The organism is Ruegeria sp. BE10 (assembly GCF_056538905.1).
The window spans coordinates 21850-39794 of sequence record NZ_JBQFTX010000010.1; the positions used below are offsets into that span (position 1 = coordinate 21850).

Consider the following 17945-nt stretch of genomic DNA (forward strand, 5'->3'; position numbering starts at 1 on the left):
TATTGCCATGGTCAGCATGTTCGAAATGCGGGCTTGCAGGACATTCGATTTGAACGGGATAATTATCGAAAACGAATGCTCTAAACTCAAGGCCGGCCTACTACAAAGTTTGGCACTATCCCCGCCTTCTTGATCGCTGCTTCAACATCATGCCCTGCGAAGAATCCATATCCTGAAATGAGTGCCGAATCTATGCCAGCGCTGGATGCGCCCAGAATGTCGGTGTGCAGGCTGTCGCCAACCATCAGAACCCGGGACCTGTCGATGTGCCCGAGACGTTGGAAAGCAAGATCATAGATGTTGGCGAAAGGCTTTCCAAAGAACTGAGGAACAACACCTGTCCGGTCTGCCAGCTGGTGCGCGAAAAGACCGGGCTCTTTTGAAAACCCGTACTCGCGGGGCGCGACGATATCAGGGTTGCCGACCATTACCGGACGAGGCCGTTCAAGCAAGGCAGTCTCTAGCATAGCTTGACGCGATTCAGTCCAAACCGCTGATCCTATCATTAGAAACCCGTCAACGGTTTCGTAGGGCTTCGGGTCATCCTCGAGGTAGGATAGTTTCAGCCCTTCCAAATCGCGAAGACCGGCGCTGGGGGTCGCCATCAAGCCCCAATGCAACCCACTTTGACCGTTTATTTCTGATAGCAACGTGGCCCGGCTGGTGATCACGTCTCGGGGCGCGAAGTCATAACCAAGCCTAGAATATTTTTCCAACAGAGTTGTGTGAGGAAACCCAGCAGCATTTGAAACGACCAAAACACGTTTGCCTGCGGCTTTCAGCGACCTGACCCGATCCGGTGTATCCGGGATTGCCGTGTCACCTATATTAAGAACCCCGAAGGCGTCGAGGAGGAATACATCGAACTCATGAGCTATGTCATCAAGCGTTTCAACCTGACGATATGTCACTTCAGTAGGTCTGGCTTCCGGAAGGCGATGTCGTACAGCTTCATAGGCATCGAAAGCCTCCTGCGCAGAGAACCCGGTCAAATGATCGCCCCTCGAACTTTTGCCGAGACCCATTCGCTGATCAAAACCGCGACGAGAATTACAATCAGGATCAGGCTGACCTGTGGCCAAGCCAGAACGTTGAGCGAAGCTGACAGTTGCAATCCAATACCTCCGGCACCAACCAGGCCCAGAACCGTGGACTCGCGGATATTTATGTCCCAACGAAAAACGGCAATGCCTGCAAAAGCGGGCAGGATCTGTGGAACAATCCCGTAAGCCATGACCTGCCAGCGCGACGCACCGGTCGCCGTGATCGCTTCGACCTGAGTGTGATCAATTTCCTCTATGGCTTCATACAGAAGCTTTGCGCAGAACCCGATTGAACGGATGGCAATTGCAATAACACCTGCAAAGACGCCTGGGCCAATAATTGCGATCAATAGAAGCGCCCAGATCAGCGAGTTGATAGAGCGGGTCGAGACAATGATCAACAAAGCTATGGGTCGAATGAACAATGTCGACGGTGTGGTGTTGCGCGCGGCCAAGAAGGCAACCGGCACGGCCATGCACAAGGCGATGATTGTACCTAGGGTGGCGATGTTCAACGTATCCCAAATCGGGCGGCCCAGCTGTGTGATGTAGTCCCATTTGGGAGGCGTTGCGCGGGTCCAGATATCGTTGGCAATGCGGGGGGCATCCCAAACGAAAAACCAGGTCGTCGATTCCGAGATGAACTGCCAACAATAAACAAAGACAGCCACACCCAAAAGCCAGCCAAACCAGCGAACAAGACTTTGACCCGTCGTCCGTCTGCGCCAGATCTGCGTATCGTTTTGTTCAAGAACAGGCACTACTGAACCCTCGCGCGGATAATTCCCGAAAGGTATTCAAGTGCCATGACGATCCCGATGATCAGGATGAGAATGGCCGCCGCTGTGTCGTACTCATATCGATCGAACGCAGTGTTCAACGTCGCGCCAATCCCGCCGGCACCGACCAGACCAAGAATTGCACTTTCTCGAAAGTTGATGTCGATCCGGTACATGGAAAGGCCCACAAGTCGCGGCATAACCTGCGGCTGAACGCCATAGTTGATCCATTGCGGCCAACGCGCACCAGAGGCCTTGATCGCCTCGGCCTGAACCTTGTCCATCGCTTCGATGTCTTCGGCCAAAAGTTTTGAGAGAAATCCGATGGTGGCGAAGGAAAGGGTCAGAAATCCGGCCAGCGGACCAAAACCGAAGATAGCCACCAGCAAAATGGCCACGATGATTTCTTGCAAGGCTCGACTGATGGCAACAATGCCCCGGCAAATCATGTAGACTGGTAAAGGGGCGATATTTCGTGCCGCGCCCAACCCTATTGGGATCGAGATCAAGATACCCACGACCGACGCAGCCACGGTCATAATGATACTCTCCAGAAGACCGCTCCAAATGTCTGACCACCGCGAAACGAAGTCCGGGCTGGTAAACGCAAGTACAAATGCCCACCCCCGATCCAGCCCTTCATAGACACGGCCCCAATCAACATCGATGGTCATGAAGGCCGCGATCAGGTAGGCGAAAAAGCCCAGGATCAATACCCAGCGGAGCAAAGGGTGTTTTACAAAGGCCGGTTTACGCCAGCCTTTTCCCAGCATGTCGTCTAACTCTCGATGGCTCATTCTGCAGCCTCGACATCTTCATCTTCGTCCACTTTTTCGATGGTCGCTTCCCAGTCTTCCTCCCCATAAATCTCGGTCAGCTTTTCGGGGGTAAGGCCTGTTGGAAGACCATCATAGACGATTTCGCCAAAGCGGAGGCCCACGACGCGAGGAACGAACATCTGGGCAAGTGCCACGTCATGGATATTGATGATCGCCGCCAATCCGCGCTCCTGACACAGCTCGGTTATAAGTCGCATGATCTGACGGCTGGTTTTCGGGTCGAGCGATGCTGTTGGCTCGTCGACCAGCAGCAATTTTGGGTTTTGAATCAAGGCGCGGCAGATGCCGACCCTTTGGCGTTGCCCCCCTGACAACTCGTCGGCGCGTTTGTCAGCCATGTGTAACAACCCCACCCGATCAAGCAGGCGGAAAGCCTCGTCAACGTCCGACTGCGGATATCGCCGTAGGAAACTGCGCCAGAATCCCACATATCCCAGCCGTCCCGACAATACGTTTTCCATCACTGTGAGGCGTTCTACCAAGGCATATTCCTGAAAGATCATGCCCATTTCGCGGCGCGCTTTACGTAGAGCGCCCGATCCGAGTTTGGTCAGGTCCACATCATCCAAAAGGACACCACCGCTTGTGGGTTCAACCAACCGATTTATGCACCGGATCATGGTCGATTTGCCCGCGCCCGAGGGTCCGATCAACGCAAGCACCTGTCCTTTGGGCACTTCAAGATCGATGGCCTTTAGCGCCTGATCTCCGGTCTTGTATGTTTTCGTCAGCTTTTTAAGACGCAGCATAAAATGCCCCAGATTAGGTTGAATAACGGGCCCTTTCGGGCCCGCAGTATTGGCCAAGGGTCACTGGCAGGCGTAGGAGACGCCATTTGCTGCGTCAATTTTACGAATGACATCCCAGAATTCCTGATAGGTCATTTCAAGAAACTGGCCTTCGTTCGACTTCGAGAATTCAGCTTCAAGTGTCGTGCCCTCCCAGTCAAAATTGAAGAAAGCATTGCGGATTTTCTCCTGCAGCTCGGGCTTCAGGTTGTAAACGGTGCCAAATCCTGTGGTCGGGAAAGTTTGCGATTTATAGATCGTAACAACGTCGTCTTCGTTGATGACATCACGCAAGATCATCCGTGATTTTACCGAATTTGCAATCGAAGCCGCCAGGTAATCCTTGTTGGCCACGCCCAAGATCGAGTTGTCATGCTTGCCCGAATAGACAGGTTCGAAATCGCGTTCCGGCAGAAGATCAAAGTCGCTTTTCAAAATTGCTGATGGCGCTTTGAAACCTGAGTTGGATGTGGGGGACGTAAAGGCCAGTTGCTTGCCTTTGATGTCCTCAACCTTTTCGATGCCCGAACCAGGAAAGGTAATAATCTCCATCTCATAGCCAAAATTACCGTCTTTCGAAGCCATGATCGTGAATGGCCGGAACCCGGCGCAGTTTACAGCCAGTGGGTTGGAACCGGTGTTGAAGCCCGCAATATGCAGACGCCCCGAACGCATCGCTTCGATCTGAGCTGCGTTGTTCTGAACCGGAAAAAAGACGACGTCCTTGCCGGTTTCCGCCTTCAAATGCTCAAGAAAGTCTGACCATGCGGTTTTGTAAACGGCCGGGTCTTCGACTGGTGTATATGCAAAAATCAAGGTGTCTGGATCAATTTGCTCGGAGGCATCTGTTGGAATATCCGCGATCAAATCCCCATCGGCGTCACAAAAACGCTCGTCCAGGTCACCGCGTGGACAATCCTGCGCCGAGGCTGCCCCCGACAGCGACAATAGCGCAATTGCGGAAGCCCCAACCAATAGTTTGATGTCAATCTTCATGTTTTCCTCCCAGTTATGTGCGGCTTATATCAGCCGCTGTTAGTCATTCCTTTTCGTTTTTAACCGGCGACGAGAATATCGACCTCGGCACCATCTATTACATTGAGCAGTTCCCCGGTTGGTTTTGTGTCGGTGACTATGGAATCCAACTCGGCAAGATCGCCTACCTGAGCCAGACCCTTGCGACCAAATTTCCCGGAATCGATAAGAAGGTGGCGTTTCGCAGCACGCGTCAGCATCATCCTCTTGATCGCCGCAAAGCCCCTTACCGTCTCTGACGGGCCTTCTACTGAGAAACCCGAAGAACCGATCATGCACCTGTCAACGTTGAAACGAGACAGAAATTCCAGTGTCTCGGTTCCGATCGTTGCAGATTCAGCTGCCAGGTATTCTCCGGGGCACAGCAAGACCTGGGCAGTACCATGGCCAAGGGTCATCGCTACGGGGATTGAATTCGTGATCACCGTGCAATGGATATCGAGAAATGCCAGCGCGCGTGCCATCTCGACAGTCGTCGAGCCGGAATCGACCATGACCGTTTCGCCGTCCTGAACAAGCCCCGCTGCGCTGATACCTATCCGCTCGCGCTCTTCGATCTGTGCGCTGGTCCGTTCTTCCAGACTTGGGTAATGCCCTTGCACTGGGGCTGATGCCCCACCGTGCGCACGCGCGATCAGGCCTTCATTGGACAGGGCTTCGAAATCCCGGCGCACGGTCTCATTCGAAACGTTGAAACGCTGTGCCAACTCGTTGATGCGAACGTGCGGGCGCAGTTTCAATTCCAGCAGGATTTGCTGGCGTCTGTCGGATTTTTTTACCCGACCCGGACTCTTTTCAGATTTCTTGCCGCGCGTTTTGGTTTTGGACATTCAACGACTCGAATATTTTCAGAATTTAATTTTGTGGGGTTTCGGGCATTTTGCAATATTTTTTGTTGCATAATCCTCATTCCGTTGTGAAAATTCACATGACATCAAAGATTTCAAGGGACAGAGCAATATACGCAGGCTGATCAATTTCAAAAAGAAAGGCTGGGCGCATCGTTGGTTTTCTCTTGGTGAAGTTGGTGGTTGTAAAAGTATCCGGACGCATTTTCCAAAGGTTTTGACAGATAATTAGGAAGCCTAAACACTCTAAGAAAAATTTCGTAAGGCTGCATGAGGAAGGGCAAAATAGATCCGGGAAACCCGGACGAATTAAACCCTAAGGGAGGAAAAATAATGAAGAAATTGACATCCACTGCCGTGGGATCACTGATTGCCTTGACCGCGTCATTGTCCGCAGCGCATGCCGATAAGCTGACTTTCTATTGCTCAGCTCAAGAGGATTGGTGTCAACTGATGGCACGTAGCTTCGAAGATGCAACTGGCATCGACGTTAACATGACCCGAAAGTCCTCGGGCGAGACATTTGCGCAAATCCGTGCCGAAAGCTCGAACCCGAAAGGTGACGTTTGGTGGGGTGGTACGGGCGACCCGCATCTGCAGGCCGCTGAAGAAGGCCTGACGATGGAGTACATGTCCCCAATGCGCGACCAGCTTCATGATTGGGCGATATCTCAGGCTGAAAGTGCTGGCAACAAGACGATCGGCATCTATTCAGGCGCGCTTGGGTATGGCTACAATGCCGACCTTGTCGCTGCAAACAACCTGCCCGAACCTGCCTGCTGGAAGGATCTTTTGAAGCCCGAATACAAAGGACACGTTCAGATGGCGAACCCGAACTCGTCGGGTACGGCCTATACGACGCTGGCCTCAATGGTGCAGATCTTCGGCGAGGATGAAGGCTTTGAGTTCATGAAGGGCCTGCACTCGAATATCAACCAGTACACCAAGTCCGGCTCGGCGCCGATCAAGGCCGCCGGTCGTGGCGAGAACACGATTGGTATCGTCTTCATGCATGACGCCGTAAAGCAGGCCGTTTCGGGGTTCCCGATCAAAGTCGTCGCGCCATGCGAAGGCACCGGTTACGAAATTGGGTCAATGTCGATTATAGACGGGGCTCGTAACGAAGAAGAAGCGAAGAAGTTCTATGACTGGGCCCTGTCGCCCGAAGCTCAAAACCTTGCTCTTCAGGTTAACGCGTTTCAGGTGCCATCGAACAAGGGCGCGGAAACTTCGGATAGCGCGCCTGACATGAGTCAGATCAAGCTGATCGACTATGACTTCAAAAAATATGGCTCCTCAGACGAACGGAAGCGTCTGTTGCAGAAATGGGATGAAGAGGTTTCGGTTCTGCCGCAGTAAATGGCTGACACTACATCAAAAACGACCCATCCGGTCCTGATCTTCTGGATCATCGCCGGGTGGGTCGGCTTCTGCCTGCTGCCCTGGTACATGGTCGACGGCGGTCTGTGGTCGTTCGGGTGGCTCGTGGACGGCTACCCGTTCGATGAGGATTATGCCCCCGCTGCGTTTTTGATTGGACAAGGTGAGAAGCTGTGGCTCGCTCCGCTCCTTATCGCCCTCGCCCTGCCGCTTTTGGTGTTGAAGCGTACCAAATCTGATCCGCTTTACGCCCGTATGCTGATACTGTCCGGCGCGCTGGGGTTCAGCTGGCTGATCGCTCAGGGGTTCAGCATCGGTATCAGAGGCTTCAACTTCGATTGGTTGGATGCGTTGTTTGGTGAGCTTGGCGACCGTCAGTTCGGAATGGGCTATGGCGCGATGATCTGCGCATCAAGCTTTCTGTTCCTGCTCACTCAAGGTATCGCGGCGAGGGGTGCTATCAATGGTGATGTCTTCGTCGTAAGTGCTATTGGCGGTGTGATTACCATCGTTACCGCTTTTGTCTTTTTCCCCATCGCCAAGATGCTTTTTGCTGCTTTCATCACCGAAGACGGCGCTTATTCCATTGCGGTTTTCTTCTCGAAGTTCTTCGACGACCGGTTGTGGGGATTGGGGTGTTTACAAGGTGCGCGATGCGGTGCTGCGTGGAATTCACTGTTCCTAGCCATCCTTGTTGGCGTCATCACCACGGGTCTGGGTCTGTGCTTCGCGTTGGTCGTGACGCGCTCAGGCTTTCGCTATAAGCGGGCGCTGCGAGCATTGACTGTTCTTCCAATAATCACCCCGCCATTCGTGATCGGCTTGGCGCTTATCCTACTTTTTGGCTTGTCCGGTTCTGTAACCCGGTTCTTTGCCGAGCTATTTGGCACACAACCGACACGCTGGCTTTACGGAATGCCAGGCATTCTGATCGCGCAGACACTCGCGTTCACTCCCATTGCATTTCTCGTACTAATAGGCGTGGTGGAAGGTGTTTCACCTTCGATGGAGGAAGCGGCCCAGACCCTGCGGGCCAGCAGATGGCAGACGTTCAAAACGGTTTCTCTACCCCTGATGCGGCCCGGTCTTGCAAATGCATTTCTTCTGGGCTTCATCGAAAGCATGGCCGACTTTGGGAACCCGCTTGTATTGGGTGGAAATTTCGACGTGCTGTCGACTGAGATTTTCTTCGCAATTGTCGGCGCTCAATACGATCAGGGCCGTGCTGCGGTTCTGGCAATGGTGCTGCTGTTCTTTACCCTTTCCGCCTTTTACGCGCAGCGTGTCTGGCTGGGAAAGAAGAGCTACACTACCGTCACCGGCAAGGGTGATGCGGGGGTGCATCCTCTAATGCCAACGGGCCTATCGGTTCCCGTTCTGCTCATCGCTTTGGGGTGGGCGCTGTTCACCATTGTTGTCTATGCAATGATCATCTACGGCAGTGTGGTTGAGCTGTGGGGAGTCGATAATTCGCTAACGATCAAGCACTACATCACTGCATTCTCAGTCCGCTTCGAAGAAGAGGGTATACGCTGGACCGGAGCCGCTTGGGACAGTTTCTGGACCACAATAACCATCGCGGCCATAGCAGCGCCATTGACTGCCGCTGTTGGGCTAGTAACTGCCTATCTGCTGACCAGGCAAAGCTTTGCAGGCAAGAACGCCTTTGAGTTTGGAACAATGTTGTCCTTCGCCATCCCCGGCACGGTAATTGGCGTTAGCTACATCCTTGCCTTCAACGTTCCGCCAATCGAAATCACCGGCACAGGTGTCATCCTCGTTGTCAGCTTCATCTTCCGCAATATGCCAGTTGGTGTTCGCGCTGGCATCGCGAGCATGTCACAGCTTGACCGCAGCCTTGATGAATCCTCGCTGACCCTTGGCGCAAACTCGTGGCAGACGTTCCGGAATGTCATCCTGCCGCTGTTGCGCCCTGCGATACTTGCTGCACTTGTCTACAGTTTTGTTCGTGCCATGACGGCAATCTCAGCCGTCATCTTTCTGGTCAGCGCAGAGTATGACATGGCAACCAGCTATATCATCGGCCGGGTCGAGAATAACGACTATGGCCTTGCTATCGCCTATTCGACGACGCTGATCTTCGTGATGCTCGCGACGGTCGGCTTATTGCAACTTCTCGTTGGCCGGGTTCAGATTGGTCGACGCACCCAGCACGGAACGGAGACATCGCCATGACCGACACCAAAATCGGTTCCAAGGCCGCCCCGGTACGGTTTGAGAACGTGTCGAAAGTTTTCGGCAAGGATGTGGTCGCCGTCGATAACATCAACCTTCACGTAGACGCAGGAAAGCTCGTTACGCTGCTTGGCCCGTCAGGCTGCGGAAAAACAACGACACTGCGCATGATTGCAGGGTTGGAGATGGCAAGTTCGGGCAAGATCCTGATCGGTGATCGGGACGTGACCAAACTGCCAGCCACCGACCGTGATGTGTCTATGGTCTTTCAGTCATACGCGTTGTTCCCTCATATGAGCGTGTTGGAGAATGTGAAGTATGGCCTCACATTCTCGGGCTTTGCGAAGGACGAGGCCCGCAGTCGCGCCTTGCATGGTTTGGAGCTGGTTGGCCTTCAGGGGTTCGACAACCGCCTTCCTTCAGAGTTATCGGGCGGCCAGCAGCAGCGTGTCGCCGTCGCGCGCGCACTGGTTCTTGAGCCGCAAGTGCTGTTGTTCGACGAGCCGCTATCCAACCTCGACGCCAAGCTTCGCCGTCAAGTTCGTGAAGATATTCGAGCAATTCAGCAAGACCTTGGCTTAACAGTTGTTTACGTTACCCATGATCAGGAAGAGGCACTGGCAGTCTCGGATGAGATAGTTGTTATGCGTAACGCAGCGATCGCTCAAATAGGCACTCCGCGCCAGCTTTACGATGCACCGAATGACCGGTTTGTCGCCGATTTCATAGGTGAGGCAAACCTTCTGAGCTGCCAAATCGTAAATATTGATGGCGATATGGCAACCATCGAAGTCGAAGGCTACCGCCACACGCTGCCACGCCGCGGTCTGTCCGAAGGACCGGCAACCATCGCCGTGCGACCCTCACGTTTAGTGATCGGTTCAGATCAAGGTATTCCAGCCTCAGTGGCCAAGGCGACCTATGTTGGCGTTCGGATGGAATACACATTGAAAGGTGCATTCGGTCAGGTTTTTGCCGTTCAAGATGATGTCGATGCACCGCTAGAACCCGGCACTGAAATCATGATGGGTTTCGCTGACAAAGGGCCCGTGCTTCTGCCTGACTAAATGCCGAATCTCACGATCATAACACACCCCGATGTCTCTATCGATCCGGTCATTCCGATAACAGAGTGGTGCTTGAGTGCGACGGGCCGCAAACGCGCTGCTGAATTTGCATCCAATGAAGTCTTATCGAAAGTCACACAAATTTGGACCAGTGGCGAGCGAAAGGCCCGCGAAACAGGCGAGATTCTTGCCGCATCCCGAACGCTACCTGTAAATTACCACTTGGGTCTTGGCGAGAACGACCGCAGCGGCACCGGTTATTTGCCTCGGGACGAATTCGAGGCAGCAGCTGATGCTTTCTTTGCTCAACCGGAAACGCGCTATCGCGGTTGGGAAACAGCTGTCGAGGCGCAGGTTCGTATTTATCGGACAGTCACCGAGATTGTCCAGATGCATGGCGCCGGAGATATTGCAATCGTGACACACGGCGCGGTCGGCACATTGCTGTGGTGCGCACTCTCGGATTGTTCGATAGACCGCAAGTACGATCAGCCCTCACAAGGCCATTTCTGGCAGGCAGATCTATTGACACTCAAACCCTATTCGGGCTGGGTTCCGTTGGCATAGACCCCTCGTCGTTCCAAGCGTTCTCTGCGATTTCAACCAAGGTCTCGAACACATCTGGTGTACCCACGATTACGCGCCCACCTTCGCGGATCATCACATCGGCGTTCTGATCCTCAACAATGCCACCCGCTTCCGAGACCAGCAATTGCCCAGCCAGACAATCCCAGGCATTCATGTGTTCTTCCATGTATCCCAAGAGTCGCCCAGCAGCGACGTAGGCCAATGATAGCGCTCCGCTGGCGTTTCTGTGAAACATAGCCCCGTACTCGATTAGATTCTCGACAATAGGTAAAATATGCCGGGTCTCAATCCGGTTCGAATATCCCACGGAGACTGTTCCGTCCCGCAGCGCCACCCCTGACGCGACGCGCATTGGTGATCCGTTAAGCGTCGCACCTTCTCCGCGAATCGCTACAAAGGTCTCATCCACATTTGGATCACGTATCACACCGATCTCAGTATGCCCTTCCGTGACGCCAGCCAGAACAATAGTCCATGCAGGTATGCCGTTGACGAAATTTGTTGTCCCATCAATTGGGTCAATCACCCAGTCAAAACCGCTCTTACCAACAGTAGCGCCGTGCTCTTCACCGAAAATTCCATCATTGGGCAACACCTCTGCAATCCTCTGACGAATAAAGGTTTCAACATTCTTATCCGCCTCGCTAACCCAGTCCTGAGCGCCTTTTTGATCAACGACAAGATTACCCCGATCCGCGAAATACTCTTCGGCAATTGCCCCAGCCTCCTCACAAACTTCGATGGCAAAATCTCTGCGTTTTGAAAGTCGAGACATGGGAGGTCCTTTTCCGATTAAAGAGCTGCCACGCAACATTGCAAGCTAACCGAATGCCAAGCAATCAAAGAGTCAATTCGTTTGTTTTCGAGAGCCATTTCCATGCCGCAAACCTAAAAGTTTTAGTGTTGATGATCTCCTCCGCAAACAACCTGCAAGTCAGTTATTCGCTAGTTTTAGTAAGCATTTGGGTTAAGAGCCGACTTACGATGGTACAGCTTAGAATCTGAAATGTTCACAATTTGAATGGCGGCTTTCTTGCAAGCACCCCCATTGGTTAGCACTCGCTGCGAAAGTCCGTTTTCCGCCCTGTGTTTTCAAAACCACTTTGCCGGGAACCGCAGTAGTAGCCGATCAAGTTCATTGTTCTGCTCCGGCTCGAGCTCGGATCTTAGTTCTTGCATCAAAGATGCCCTGCCCCAACGCTTCTCGTATACGCCTTTGATAGAAAACAGGTTTGTTCGGCGTTTTAGAATGGTTGCGATCAAACCGTGAGTTTTTCGGCGTACGGCGATCGAAGAAGCGCGGTAAGGCCGTTCCATTGAGGTGATGCTGCGAGGGTTTTGTTGTGCCGGGTACGCGACACTAGAAAAGAAGTCTATAGGCGCGCGGCCGAGCCGGATTGATCTCATCAGAACATTGGCGAACGCCATGGTGAAGTCTCGGAATTCGCTTTTCTTCTCGGTACTTGATCGCTCCGACAAGCTCTTTTCAAGTGCCAATTCCAAGTGGATAACCTCATTTCAGGCTATCTGCACATAATGGTTGTCGCGCAATGTCGCTGCAGCGAGAGTGATCAGGATGGGAATGGAAGATTGCGCCTGCACTGTATCAGTCATCGTAAGCTTTCTTGTCTCATGTGCCAGTGAGGAGCTATCCTGCCACTTCAAGTCGACTTGAGGTCAACCATGAAACTTCTTGATATTGGCGTCCTGTCCAAAAGGAGCGGCGTCCCCCCCTCAACACTGCGCTATTATGAGGAGATCGGGCTGATCCAGTCCGCCGCTAGGAATGGGCTTCGACGGCAATTCGAGATACGCGTCGCGACGCAGCTTGCTCTGATCTCTTTAGGAAAAATGGCGGGATTCTCACTTACTGAGATCAAGGACATGTTCGCCAATGATGGCACTCCGCAATTGCCACGCCCTGAATTGCACCTGCGCGCAGATACTCTTGATGAACAAATCCGTGGTCTCACCCGGCTACGCGATGCGTTGCGTCACGTGGCGGATTGTCCGGCAGAGACCCATATGGATTGCCCAAAGTTCAGGCGCCTCATGGAGTTTGCGTCGCGTTCCGTCGCCGCTCGCCAGTGATCCAAGCGCCTGCGTAGACTAACAGCAGGCAGGTCTTTTAATGCAATTCGACGAATTGAACAGACGGGCTCGGAGTAATCATGCGACGGCCAGGCATTTGATCCGCCCGCCCGAAAAGCCGATGTTGTGGACGGCCAATTGCCGACTTCGACGTCATCGTCGATTGCTGCGACACATTTCCCTGAAGCTGGTTTTGATCGACCACGTAGCATTTCAAAGAACCAAAAGACCGAGACGTGGACGAAACTGCCGTTGGCCATGAAGCGACCAACAGCAGATATTCAAAGCAGGCGTGTCGCCATGCCACCATCAACAGCTAACGGAGAGCCGGTCACAAAGCTTGCTCGGTCCGACAGCAAGAACAAAGCAGATTGAGCAATCTCGTTCGGTTCGGCCATGCGTTTAAGGGGGTGCAAACCAGCAATCAATTTATGCGCCGTTGGATCATCACCGGCCATGTCTGTCTTTGTTCCGCCCGGCAGAATTGTATTGACGCGAATGCCTTGCGCCGCATGATCCGATGCCAGCGACTGTGTAAATCCTATCAGTCCTGCTTTCGATGCAGCATAGGCCGCCATGCCCGGCATGCCGCCGTTGCTGAAGCCAACAAATGTTCCCGTAAAGACGATTGACCCACGGCCACGTCTTTGCAAAGCGGGAAGCTGGGCATTGGCCGCAAGGAATGCACTGGTAAGGTTGGTTGCAAGGACAGACTGCCAGTTGCTTAGTTCCATTTCCGGAATTGGACTCATATCACCCACAATGCCTGCATTGTTGAATGCGCCATCGAGGCCACCAAACCGTTGTTCTGCCAAGTCAACCAGGCCCTTGGCAAATGCCTCATCGCGAACATCACCTGCCAGATAAACGGCGCGCCCATTGCTTTGCTCTATCTGCTCAACAATTGACTTCAGCCGCGCCTCTCTACGCGCGCCCAAAACGACGTTTGCCCCTTCTGATGCAAACAAAAGCGCTGCGGCTGCACCGATTCCGCTGCTCGCCCCGCTGATGATGATTGTTTTGTCTTTCAGTTCCATGGTCATGCCTTTCAGTTTCTGCATGCCAGTCAGTTATGAAAAATCATCCGTGCTGAGCGATCCGTTTCCTGTGCTTGTTGGGCGGCGAATATCGAATGAGCAAGAACCGGGTCGGCAGACAACCTTCAAACGGAAACCGTCATTTGCGGGTCCCGCAGCATTCGGTATTTTGCTCTCAACGATGCCAATCCCCCCTTCCCGTGCGATCTCTGGCCTCATCAGTGTTGGCCAATAACACGCGCCTATCACTCTTTGATCAGGCTCACGGGCCGCTGCCTCCTGGACCGCAATAGAAGTCAATTACCGCGCGTTCTAAGTCGCTTTTTGCGCCAAGCGTAACGATCGCGATAATCAATGACGGCAACTTTAGGCATCAAGCCTCGCTTCGACATCCCAGTACGGCCTGCCCTTCCCGATCCGTTCGGCGAGGAAGTCCACAAAGGCGCGAACTTTCATTGGCATATGGCGGCGCTCAGGAAACACAGCATAAAGCGCCTGTTCCGCAAATGCGTACTCCGGCAAAACCCGGACAAGATCGCTGGTGGCCAAATAAGTTCCCGCCACAAAGGTCGGCAACCGCCCAATACCAAGTCCGTCAAGCAAGGCAGCGCAAAGCGTCTCGCTATTGTTGATACGCAGAGTGCCTTTGGTGCGTACCCGCAGTTCACCATGTGGTCCATGCAGCACCCACTCCATCGGATCGCGTGAATAGGCATAGTGAAGGCAGTTGTGCGTCAGTAAGTCTTCAGGTTGCTGTGGATTACCCCGCCGCAATAGATAATCCGGCGCGGCGACAAGGACACTGTGGATAGGCGCCAGCCGACGCGCGATCATGGCAGAGTCAGGCAGGGTGCCGGCCCGAACGGCCATGTCCAACCCTGCATCGACCAGATCAACGACCCGGTCATCCATAGTCAGGTCCAGTGTGATATCAGGATAAGTGGTCAGAAACTCGGTGAGCATCGGTGCAATATGCAGCCGTCCAAAGGACATGGGCGCACTGATCTTCAGATGTCCGACCGGGTGGCCCTGAACGGCCGCAACCGCGTCTTCCGCCTCCTGCGCTGATCCAAGCGCCTGTATTGCATGCGTCAGGTAGATTTCACCGGCTTCGGTCAGTGAGATGCTGCGCGTCGAGCGATGAAACAGTTGGGTGCCAAGATGCGCTTCCAGTGCCCCAATCCGTTTGCTGACGGCTGATTTAGTGATCCCCAATCGCCGCGCAGCTGCAGCAAAACCACCGGATTCAGCCACAGCGACAAATACAGGGATAGCGCCGATTTCGATCATGTTTCTCTCGTATAGTCAACTTTTTCTCACCCTAATGTAAACTTGATAGCCAATTATCATGCCATTGGAAACACACTAGGTCGTCCTCAACACATGTTGGATGGAGACGGCCATGCCCAAAATGCTCATCAACGGAATTCTGCGCGACAAGCCAGCGCAATCCGACGGGCGCTTTCACCGGTTGCCCAGTTCCTTTTGTGGCTGGATCAGTTCGGACGCTGAGGCAGACTTTCCGACCGCGTCTGGCCGCTATCACCTCTATTTGTCCAAGGCCTGCCCATGGTGTCATGGTGTCGACCTGGTATTGGCACTCAAGGGGCTGCGCGAGGTAATTAGCATAACCTGGATGGACTCGGTGATGTCTGAGGACGGTTGGGTCATCAACCAATCCGACTTTGACGAGTCCACCGGTGTGCCACGTGATCATTACCTCTATCAGGTCTACCAACGCGCTGTACCCTCTTATACCGGCGCGATTTCGGTCCCGGTGCTGTTAGACAAGCAAAGCGGTCAGATCATCAGCGCCGAATCCGCCGACATCATGCGGATGATCGACACTGCCTTCGTCGACGCGGCCATTCTGGACCTCTATCCAACCGAATTCGCCGCTGAGATCGATCGGCTGGCTGAAATGATCCAGGCCCCCATTCGCAACGGTGTCTATCGCGTCGGTTTTGCCACCACGCAGGAAGCATATGACGAGGCGATCCATCAGCTTTATGCAGGGCTGGATACCGTAGAAGCAGTGCTGATGACGCGGCGATACCTGGCTGGAGCGGTGCCGACAGAGGTTGACCTGAAGCTCTTTCCGACGCTTCTGCGGTTCGATCCTGTCTATGTGACTCATTTCAAGATCGACTGGAAACGGATCTCGGATTATCCGGCCCTTTCGCGTTATCTGACGGACGTATCAAGTATATCGGGCGTCGCTGAAACCATCGATTTGCAGCATATCCGCGCCCACTATTTTCTCAGCCACCGCCACATCAACCCGAGTGGCATCATCCCGATCGGGCCGGAGTCGGCGAATTTCATTGCAGATCTGACAAAGGGTGCCGCGTGATGCCCCGCTTTGCCACAGGCCTTCCGCCGACTGCCCTGATCATCGCGATCGGTGCGCTGGTTGGGGTCAGTTTTACATTGTCCAAATATGTGGCCATAGCAGGTAGCGCGCCACAGCAAGCTTTGTTCTGGCAACTTCTGGTCGCGAGCGTTGTTCTATTCACCATCGTTGCGATCACCGGTAACCGCCCGCCACTGCATCGCAAGTACCTGTTCTACTACTTGGGGGCGGGGATTTTGGGCATCAGCGGTCCCGCATTGATCGGCTTTACAGTACTAGGCTACGTCTCGACCGGCTTCTACTCTGCGCTGGTTACACTGTCGCCGCTTTTCACTTTCGCGATCACGGCCTTGGTTGAAAAGAAAATGTTACCCTCATACCGGCTGATCGGAATCCTGATCGGGTTGGTCGGCATCAGCTTTGCCACCCATAGCGGCTTTGACCTGTCGGGCGTTGCGCCGCGCTGGATCACCGCTGCGCTGGCGGGTCCTCTCCTGCTGGCAATGGGCAATGTCTTTCGCAGTCGGGCCTACCCGCAGGGTGCTGATCCCATAGCGCTGGCGGCCGGAACACTGGGGCTTCAACTGTTGCTGATCGGTCTTCCGATCATTGTAAGTGGTCAGATCGCGCCCGGTTCGATGCCAGGTCCTGGACCGATTGCCGCGTTAACCGGGATCGGACTGATCACCGCACTCAGCTATGTGCTGACTTTCGAAGTCCAGCGGTGCACCGATGGCGTCGGATTTGCTCAGGTCGGATATTTCGCCACTCTTTTCGGCATTGGCTTCGGGGCTCTGGCCTTTGACGAACCAATACACCTCACATTGGTCGCGGCGCTCGCGGTGCTGTTTCTTGGGTTGGCCATAACCAATGGGCACATCCGCCTTGCCCACTTCCTGCGCCTTCCGTCCAAAACGCAGGCCGAAGCGCCGCTGAACGTCACAAGTTTTCAATCACCCGCCAAGGAGAACAAAGATGCAGATTGCCAATGAACACAATTCGCCCCATGCACCACTGGTTGCCGGACTCTATGCGGCCGTCGACGCAATGAACGCCAGCGACGTCGTTAGCTATTTGACAGAGGACGTTACATTTCGCCTCGGGAATTTCGACCCGATCAACGGGCGCGGGCCTGTTGAACATGCCAACAAATGTTTCTTTCAGACCATCGCCGCCATGCGTCATACGATAACCGGCATCTGGTCCAGTGGTAGCACTGTGTTTTGCGACGGCACGGTCCACTATACACGCAAGGACAGCAGCGAGCATGAAGTCCCCTTCGCCACACGACTTGGCCTGCAAGAGGGAAAAGTGGCTGACTACGTAGTCTACGTGGATATTTCAGGGCTCTAGAGGGATTGATGGTGGTACAGATAAGCGGCTTCGACTCCCTCAAAGCCGCTACAAACCACCATACCGTATTCAGTTCAATCAACGACGATTTCGACAAGAAGCCAGAAGTAGGACCAGAAATGTCAGGTTAAGCACCGCATTGAACGGCGCACCAACCAGGATTGAGAAAGTGCTATCGGTGCAAAACCAGGACCATGTTGCAACCCAGGTTACTCTTTCAGCCGCATCCGGGGAAATTGGCGCAACATATGTACCTAATGCCCATGACATTCCGCCGAGCCCGACGGTCAGCCCACCGGTGATGGCCAATAGCAATGGCGACGGTATCGCCATGTCGGGCGCAACCTCCTGCATCGGCCAATAGGCAACCTTAAGGAAAAGGTAGGCGACGGGATGCAGTATCGATAACCCTGCCAAAGCAAAAAGCGCTCCCGCTCCAATCAGAATCCATCCTGAACAACGCATGGCAGATTGTTGTGATGTCATGTTTTCCTCCTAATTCACTTGATCTGTCATGCGCGGTCAGGAGTATTCAAAGCAATTACCTC

Annotated in this window: 19 protein-coding genes; 8 read left to right on the forward strand and 11 right to left on the reverse strand. The window is 53.7% G+C overall.

The window, feature by feature from the left end; genetic code table 11:
* Positions 1 to 86: 86 nt before the first annotated feature.
* Genes ACR0M2_RS18405 through ACR0M2_RS18430 form a run of 6 tightly spaced genes read right to left on the reverse strand, consistent with a single transcriptional unit; the run spans position 87 to position 5314 of the window.
* On the reverse strand, positions 87 to 1025 hold the full coding sequence (locus ACR0M2_RS18405) for an HAD-IIA family hydrolase (protein ID WP_480639121.1): 939 nt from the start codon (positions 1023 to 1025) through the stop codon (positions 87 to 89).
* Positions 989 to 1804 carry a phosphonate ABC transporter, permease protein PhnE gene (gene phnE / locus ACR0M2_RS18410; protein WP_170352078.1) on the reverse strand — a complete coding sequence of 272 codons (816 nt, stop codon included), beginning with the start codon at positions 1802 to 1804 and terminating at the stop codon, positions 989 to 991. The genes ACR0M2_RS18405 and phnE (ACR0M2_RS18410) overlap by 37 nt, the downstream gene beginning before the upstream one ends.
* On the reverse strand, positions 1804 to 2619 hold the full coding sequence (gene phnE / locus ACR0M2_RS18415) for a phosphonate ABC transporter, permease protein PhnE (protein WP_170352079.1): 816 nt from the start codon (positions 2617 to 2619) through the stop codon (positions 1804 to 1806). The genes phnE (ACR0M2_RS18410) and phnE (ACR0M2_RS18415) overlap by 1 nt, the downstream gene beginning before the upstream one ends.
* Positions 2616 to 3410: a phosphonate ABC transporter ATP-binding protein gene (gene phnC, locus ACR0M2_RS18420; RefSeq protein ID WP_480706472.1), complete on the reverse strand. Its 795-nt coding sequence runs from the start codon at positions 3408 to 3410 to the stop codon at positions 2616 to 2618. The genes phnE (ACR0M2_RS18415) and phnC overlap by 4 nt, the downstream gene beginning before the upstream one ends.
* Before the next feature lie 60 nt (positions 3411 to 3470).
* A complete protein-coding gene (gene phnD / locus ACR0M2_RS18425; protein ID WP_480706474.1) occupies positions 3471 to 4445 on the reverse strand; it encodes a phosphate/phosphite/phosphonate ABC transporter substrate-binding protein in 975 nt (324 codons plus the stop codon).
* Between the two features lie 59 nt (positions 4446 to 4504).
* A complete protein-coding gene (locus ACR0M2_RS18430) occupies positions 4505 to 5314 on the reverse strand; it encodes a DeoR/GlpR family DNA-binding transcription regulator (RefSeq protein WP_480706476.1) in 810 nt (269 codons plus the stop codon).
* A 351-nt stretch (positions 5315 to 5665) separates the two neighbouring features.
* On the opposite strand from ACR0M2_RS18430, the gene ACR0M2_RS18435 reads away from it, so the two are divergent.
* The 4 genes from ACR0M2_RS18435 to ACR0M2_RS18450 all read left to right on the forward strand — a co-directional run bounded on the left by ACR0M2_RS18435 (position 5666) and on the right by ACR0M2_RS18450 (position 10542).
* Positions 5666 to 6691 (forward strand): ABC transporter substrate-binding protein, encoded by a 1026-nt coding sequence (locus ACR0M2_RS18435; protein WP_170352083.1) that lies wholly within the window; start codon positions 5666 to 5668, stop codon positions 6689 to 6691.
* On the forward strand, positions 6692 to 8908 hold the full coding sequence (locus ACR0M2_RS18440; RefSeq protein ID WP_170352084.1) for an ABC transporter permease: 2217 nt from the start codon (positions 6692 to 6694) through the stop codon (positions 8906 to 8908).
* Positions 8905 to 9975, forward strand: coding sequence for an ABC transporter ATP-binding protein (locus ACR0M2_RS18445; RefSeq protein ID WP_170507832.1), 1071 nt, complete (start codon positions 8905 to 8907; stop codon positions 9973 to 9975). The genes ACR0M2_RS18440 and ACR0M2_RS18445 overlap by 4 nt, the downstream gene beginning before the upstream one ends.
* Positions 9976 to 10047: 72 nt before the next feature.
* Positions 10048 to 10542 (forward strand): histidine phosphatase family protein, encoded by a 495-nt coding sequence (locus tag ACR0M2_RS18450; RefSeq protein ID WP_480706478.1) that lies wholly within the window; start codon positions 10048 to 10050, stop codon positions 10540 to 10542.
* On the opposite strand, the gene ACR0M2_RS18455 is transcribed toward ACR0M2_RS18450, so the two are convergent.
* The gene (locus tag ACR0M2_RS18455) at positions 10508 to 11338 is read right to left on the reverse strand and encodes an inositol monophosphatase family protein (RefSeq protein WP_480706480.1); all 831 of its coding nucleotides are present in this window, start codon (positions 11336 to 11338) and stop codon (positions 10508 to 10510) included. The genes ACR0M2_RS18450 and ACR0M2_RS18455 overlap by 35 nt on opposite strands.
* A gap of 317 nt (positions 11339 to 11655) precedes the next feature.
* Positions 11656 to 12066, reverse strand: a complete 411-nt coding sequence (locus tag ACR0M2_RS18460) for a hypothetical protein (protein ID WP_480706482.1) — start codon at positions 12064 to 12066, stop codon at positions 11656 to 11658.
* A gap of 180 nt (positions 12067 to 12246) precedes the next feature.
* On the opposite strand from ACR0M2_RS18460, the gene ACR0M2_RS18465 reads away from it, so the two are divergent.
* A complete protein-coding gene (locus tag ACR0M2_RS18465; protein ID WP_480706484.1) occupies positions 12247 to 12654 on the forward strand; it encodes a helix-turn-helix domain-containing protein in 408 nt (135 codons plus the stop codon).
* 281 nt (positions 12655 to 12935) lie between these two features.
* Here ACR0M2_RS18465 and ACR0M2_RS18470 read toward each other — a convergent pair whose 3' ends face one another.
* Together ACR0M2_RS18470 and ACR0M2_RS18475 are read right to left on the reverse strand one after the other, a co-directional pair.
* Complete coding sequence (locus tag ACR0M2_RS18470) at positions 12936 to 13691, reverse strand: SDR family oxidoreductase (RefSeq protein WP_480706653.1); 756 nt, start codon at positions 13689 to 13691, stop codon at positions 12936 to 12938.
* A 366-nt stretch (positions 13692 to 14057) separates the two neighbouring features.
* A complete protein-coding gene (locus ACR0M2_RS18475; RefSeq protein WP_480706486.1) occupies positions 14058 to 14981 on the reverse strand; it encodes a LysR family transcriptional regulator in 924 nt (307 codons plus the stop codon).
* 112 nt (positions 14982 to 15093) lie between these two features.
* On the opposite strand from ACR0M2_RS18475, the gene ACR0M2_RS18480 reads away from it, so the two are divergent.
* The 3 genes from ACR0M2_RS18480 to ACR0M2_RS18490 are packed head-to-tail and all read left to right on the forward strand — an operon-like array spanning position 15094 to position 17397.
* Positions 15094 to 16044 carry a glutathione S-transferase family protein gene (locus tag ACR0M2_RS18480; RefSeq protein WP_480706488.1) on the forward strand — a complete coding sequence of 317 codons (951 nt, stop codon included), beginning with the start codon at positions 15094 to 15096 and terminating at the stop codon, positions 16042 to 16044.
* On the forward strand, positions 16044 to 17036 hold the full coding sequence (locus ACR0M2_RS18485; protein ID WP_480706490.1) for a DMT family transporter: 993 nt from the start codon (positions 16044 to 16046) through the stop codon (positions 17034 to 17036). The genes ACR0M2_RS18480 and ACR0M2_RS18485 overlap by 1 nt, the downstream gene beginning before the upstream one ends.
* Positions 17020 to 17397 carry a nuclear transport factor 2 family protein gene (locus ACR0M2_RS18490; RefSeq protein WP_170550930.1) on the forward strand — a complete coding sequence of 126 codons (378 nt, stop codon included), beginning with the start codon at positions 17020 to 17022 and terminating at the stop codon, positions 17395 to 17397. Before ACR0M2_RS18485 ends, ACR0M2_RS18490 begins: the two co-directional genes overlap by 17 nt.
* Before the next feature lie 78 nt (positions 17398 to 17475).
* Here ACR0M2_RS18490 and ACR0M2_RS18495 read toward each other — a convergent pair whose 3' ends face one another.
* Positions 17476 to 17883, reverse strand: coding sequence for a hypothetical protein (locus ACR0M2_RS18495; protein WP_170550933.1), 408 nt, complete (start codon positions 17881 to 17883; stop codon positions 17476 to 17478).
* Between the last annotated feature and the right edge of the window lie 62 nt (positions 17884 to 17945).

Bases quoted from the DNA above. Each gene is read 5' to 3' on its own strand.
- ACR0M2_RS18435 (WP_170352083.1), top strand. From the start codon at position 5,666: ATGAAGAAATTGACATCCACTGCCGTGGGATCACTGATTGCCTTGACC.
- phnE (WP_170352079.1), bottom strand. From the start codon at position 2,619: ATGAGCCATCGAGAGTTAGACGACATGCTGGGAAAAGGCTGGCGTAAA.
- phnD (WP_480706474.1), bottom strand. From the start codon at position 4,445: ATGAAGATTGACATCAAACTATTGGTTGGGGCTTCCGCAATTGCGCTA.
- ACR0M2_RS18455 (WP_480706480.1), bottom strand. From the start codon at position 11,338: ATGTCTCGACTTTCAAAACGCAGAGATTTTGCCATCGAAGTTTGTGAG.
- ACR0M2_RS18445 (WP_170507832.1), top strand. From the start codon at position 8,905: ATGACCGACACCAAAATCGGTTCCAAGGCCGCCCCGGTACGGTTTGAG.
- ACR0M2_RS18470 (WP_480706653.1), bottom strand. From the start codon at position 13,691: ATGGAACTGAAAGACAAAACAATCATCATCAGCGGGGCGAGCAGCGGA.
- ACR0M2_RS18430 (WP_480706476.1), bottom strand. From the start codon at position 5,314: ATGTCCAAAACCAAAACGCGCGGCAAGAAATCTGAAAAGAGTCCGGGT.
- ACR0M2_RS18490 (WP_170550930.1), top strand. From the start codon at position 17,020: ATGCAGATTGCCAATGAACACAATTCGCCCCATGCACCACTGGTTGCC.
- phnC (WP_480706472.1), bottom strand. From the start codon at position 3,410: ATGCTGCGTCTTAAAAAGCTGACGAAAACATACAAGACCGGAGATCAG.
- ACR0M2_RS18485 (WP_480706490.1), top strand. From the start codon at position 16,044: ATGCCCCGCTTTGCCACAGGCCTTCCGCCGACTGCCCTGATCATCGCG.
- ACR0M2_RS18465 (WP_480706484.1), top strand. From the start codon at position 12,247: ATGAAACTTCTTGATATTGGCGTCCTGTCCAAAAGGAGCGGCGTCCCC.
- ACR0M2_RS18405 (WP_480639121.1), bottom strand. From the start codon at position 1,025: ATGGGTCTCGGCAAAAGTTCGAGGGGCGATCATTTGACCGGGTTCTCT.
- ACR0M2_RS18495 (WP_170550933.1), bottom strand. From the start codon at position 17,883: ATGACATCACAACAATCTGCCATGCGTTGTTCAGGATGGATTCTGATT.
- ACR0M2_RS18475 (WP_480706486.1), bottom strand. From the start codon at position 14,981: ATGATCGAAATCGGCGCTATCCCTGTATTTGTCGCTGTGGCTGAATCC.
- ACR0M2_RS18480 (WP_480706488.1), top strand. From the start codon at position 15,094: ATGCCCAAAATGCTCATCAACGGAATTCTGCGCGACAAGCCAGCGCAA.
- ACR0M2_RS18440 (WP_170352084.1), top strand. From the start codon at position 6,692: ATGGCTGACACTACATCAAAAACGACCCATCCGGTCCTGATCTTCTGG.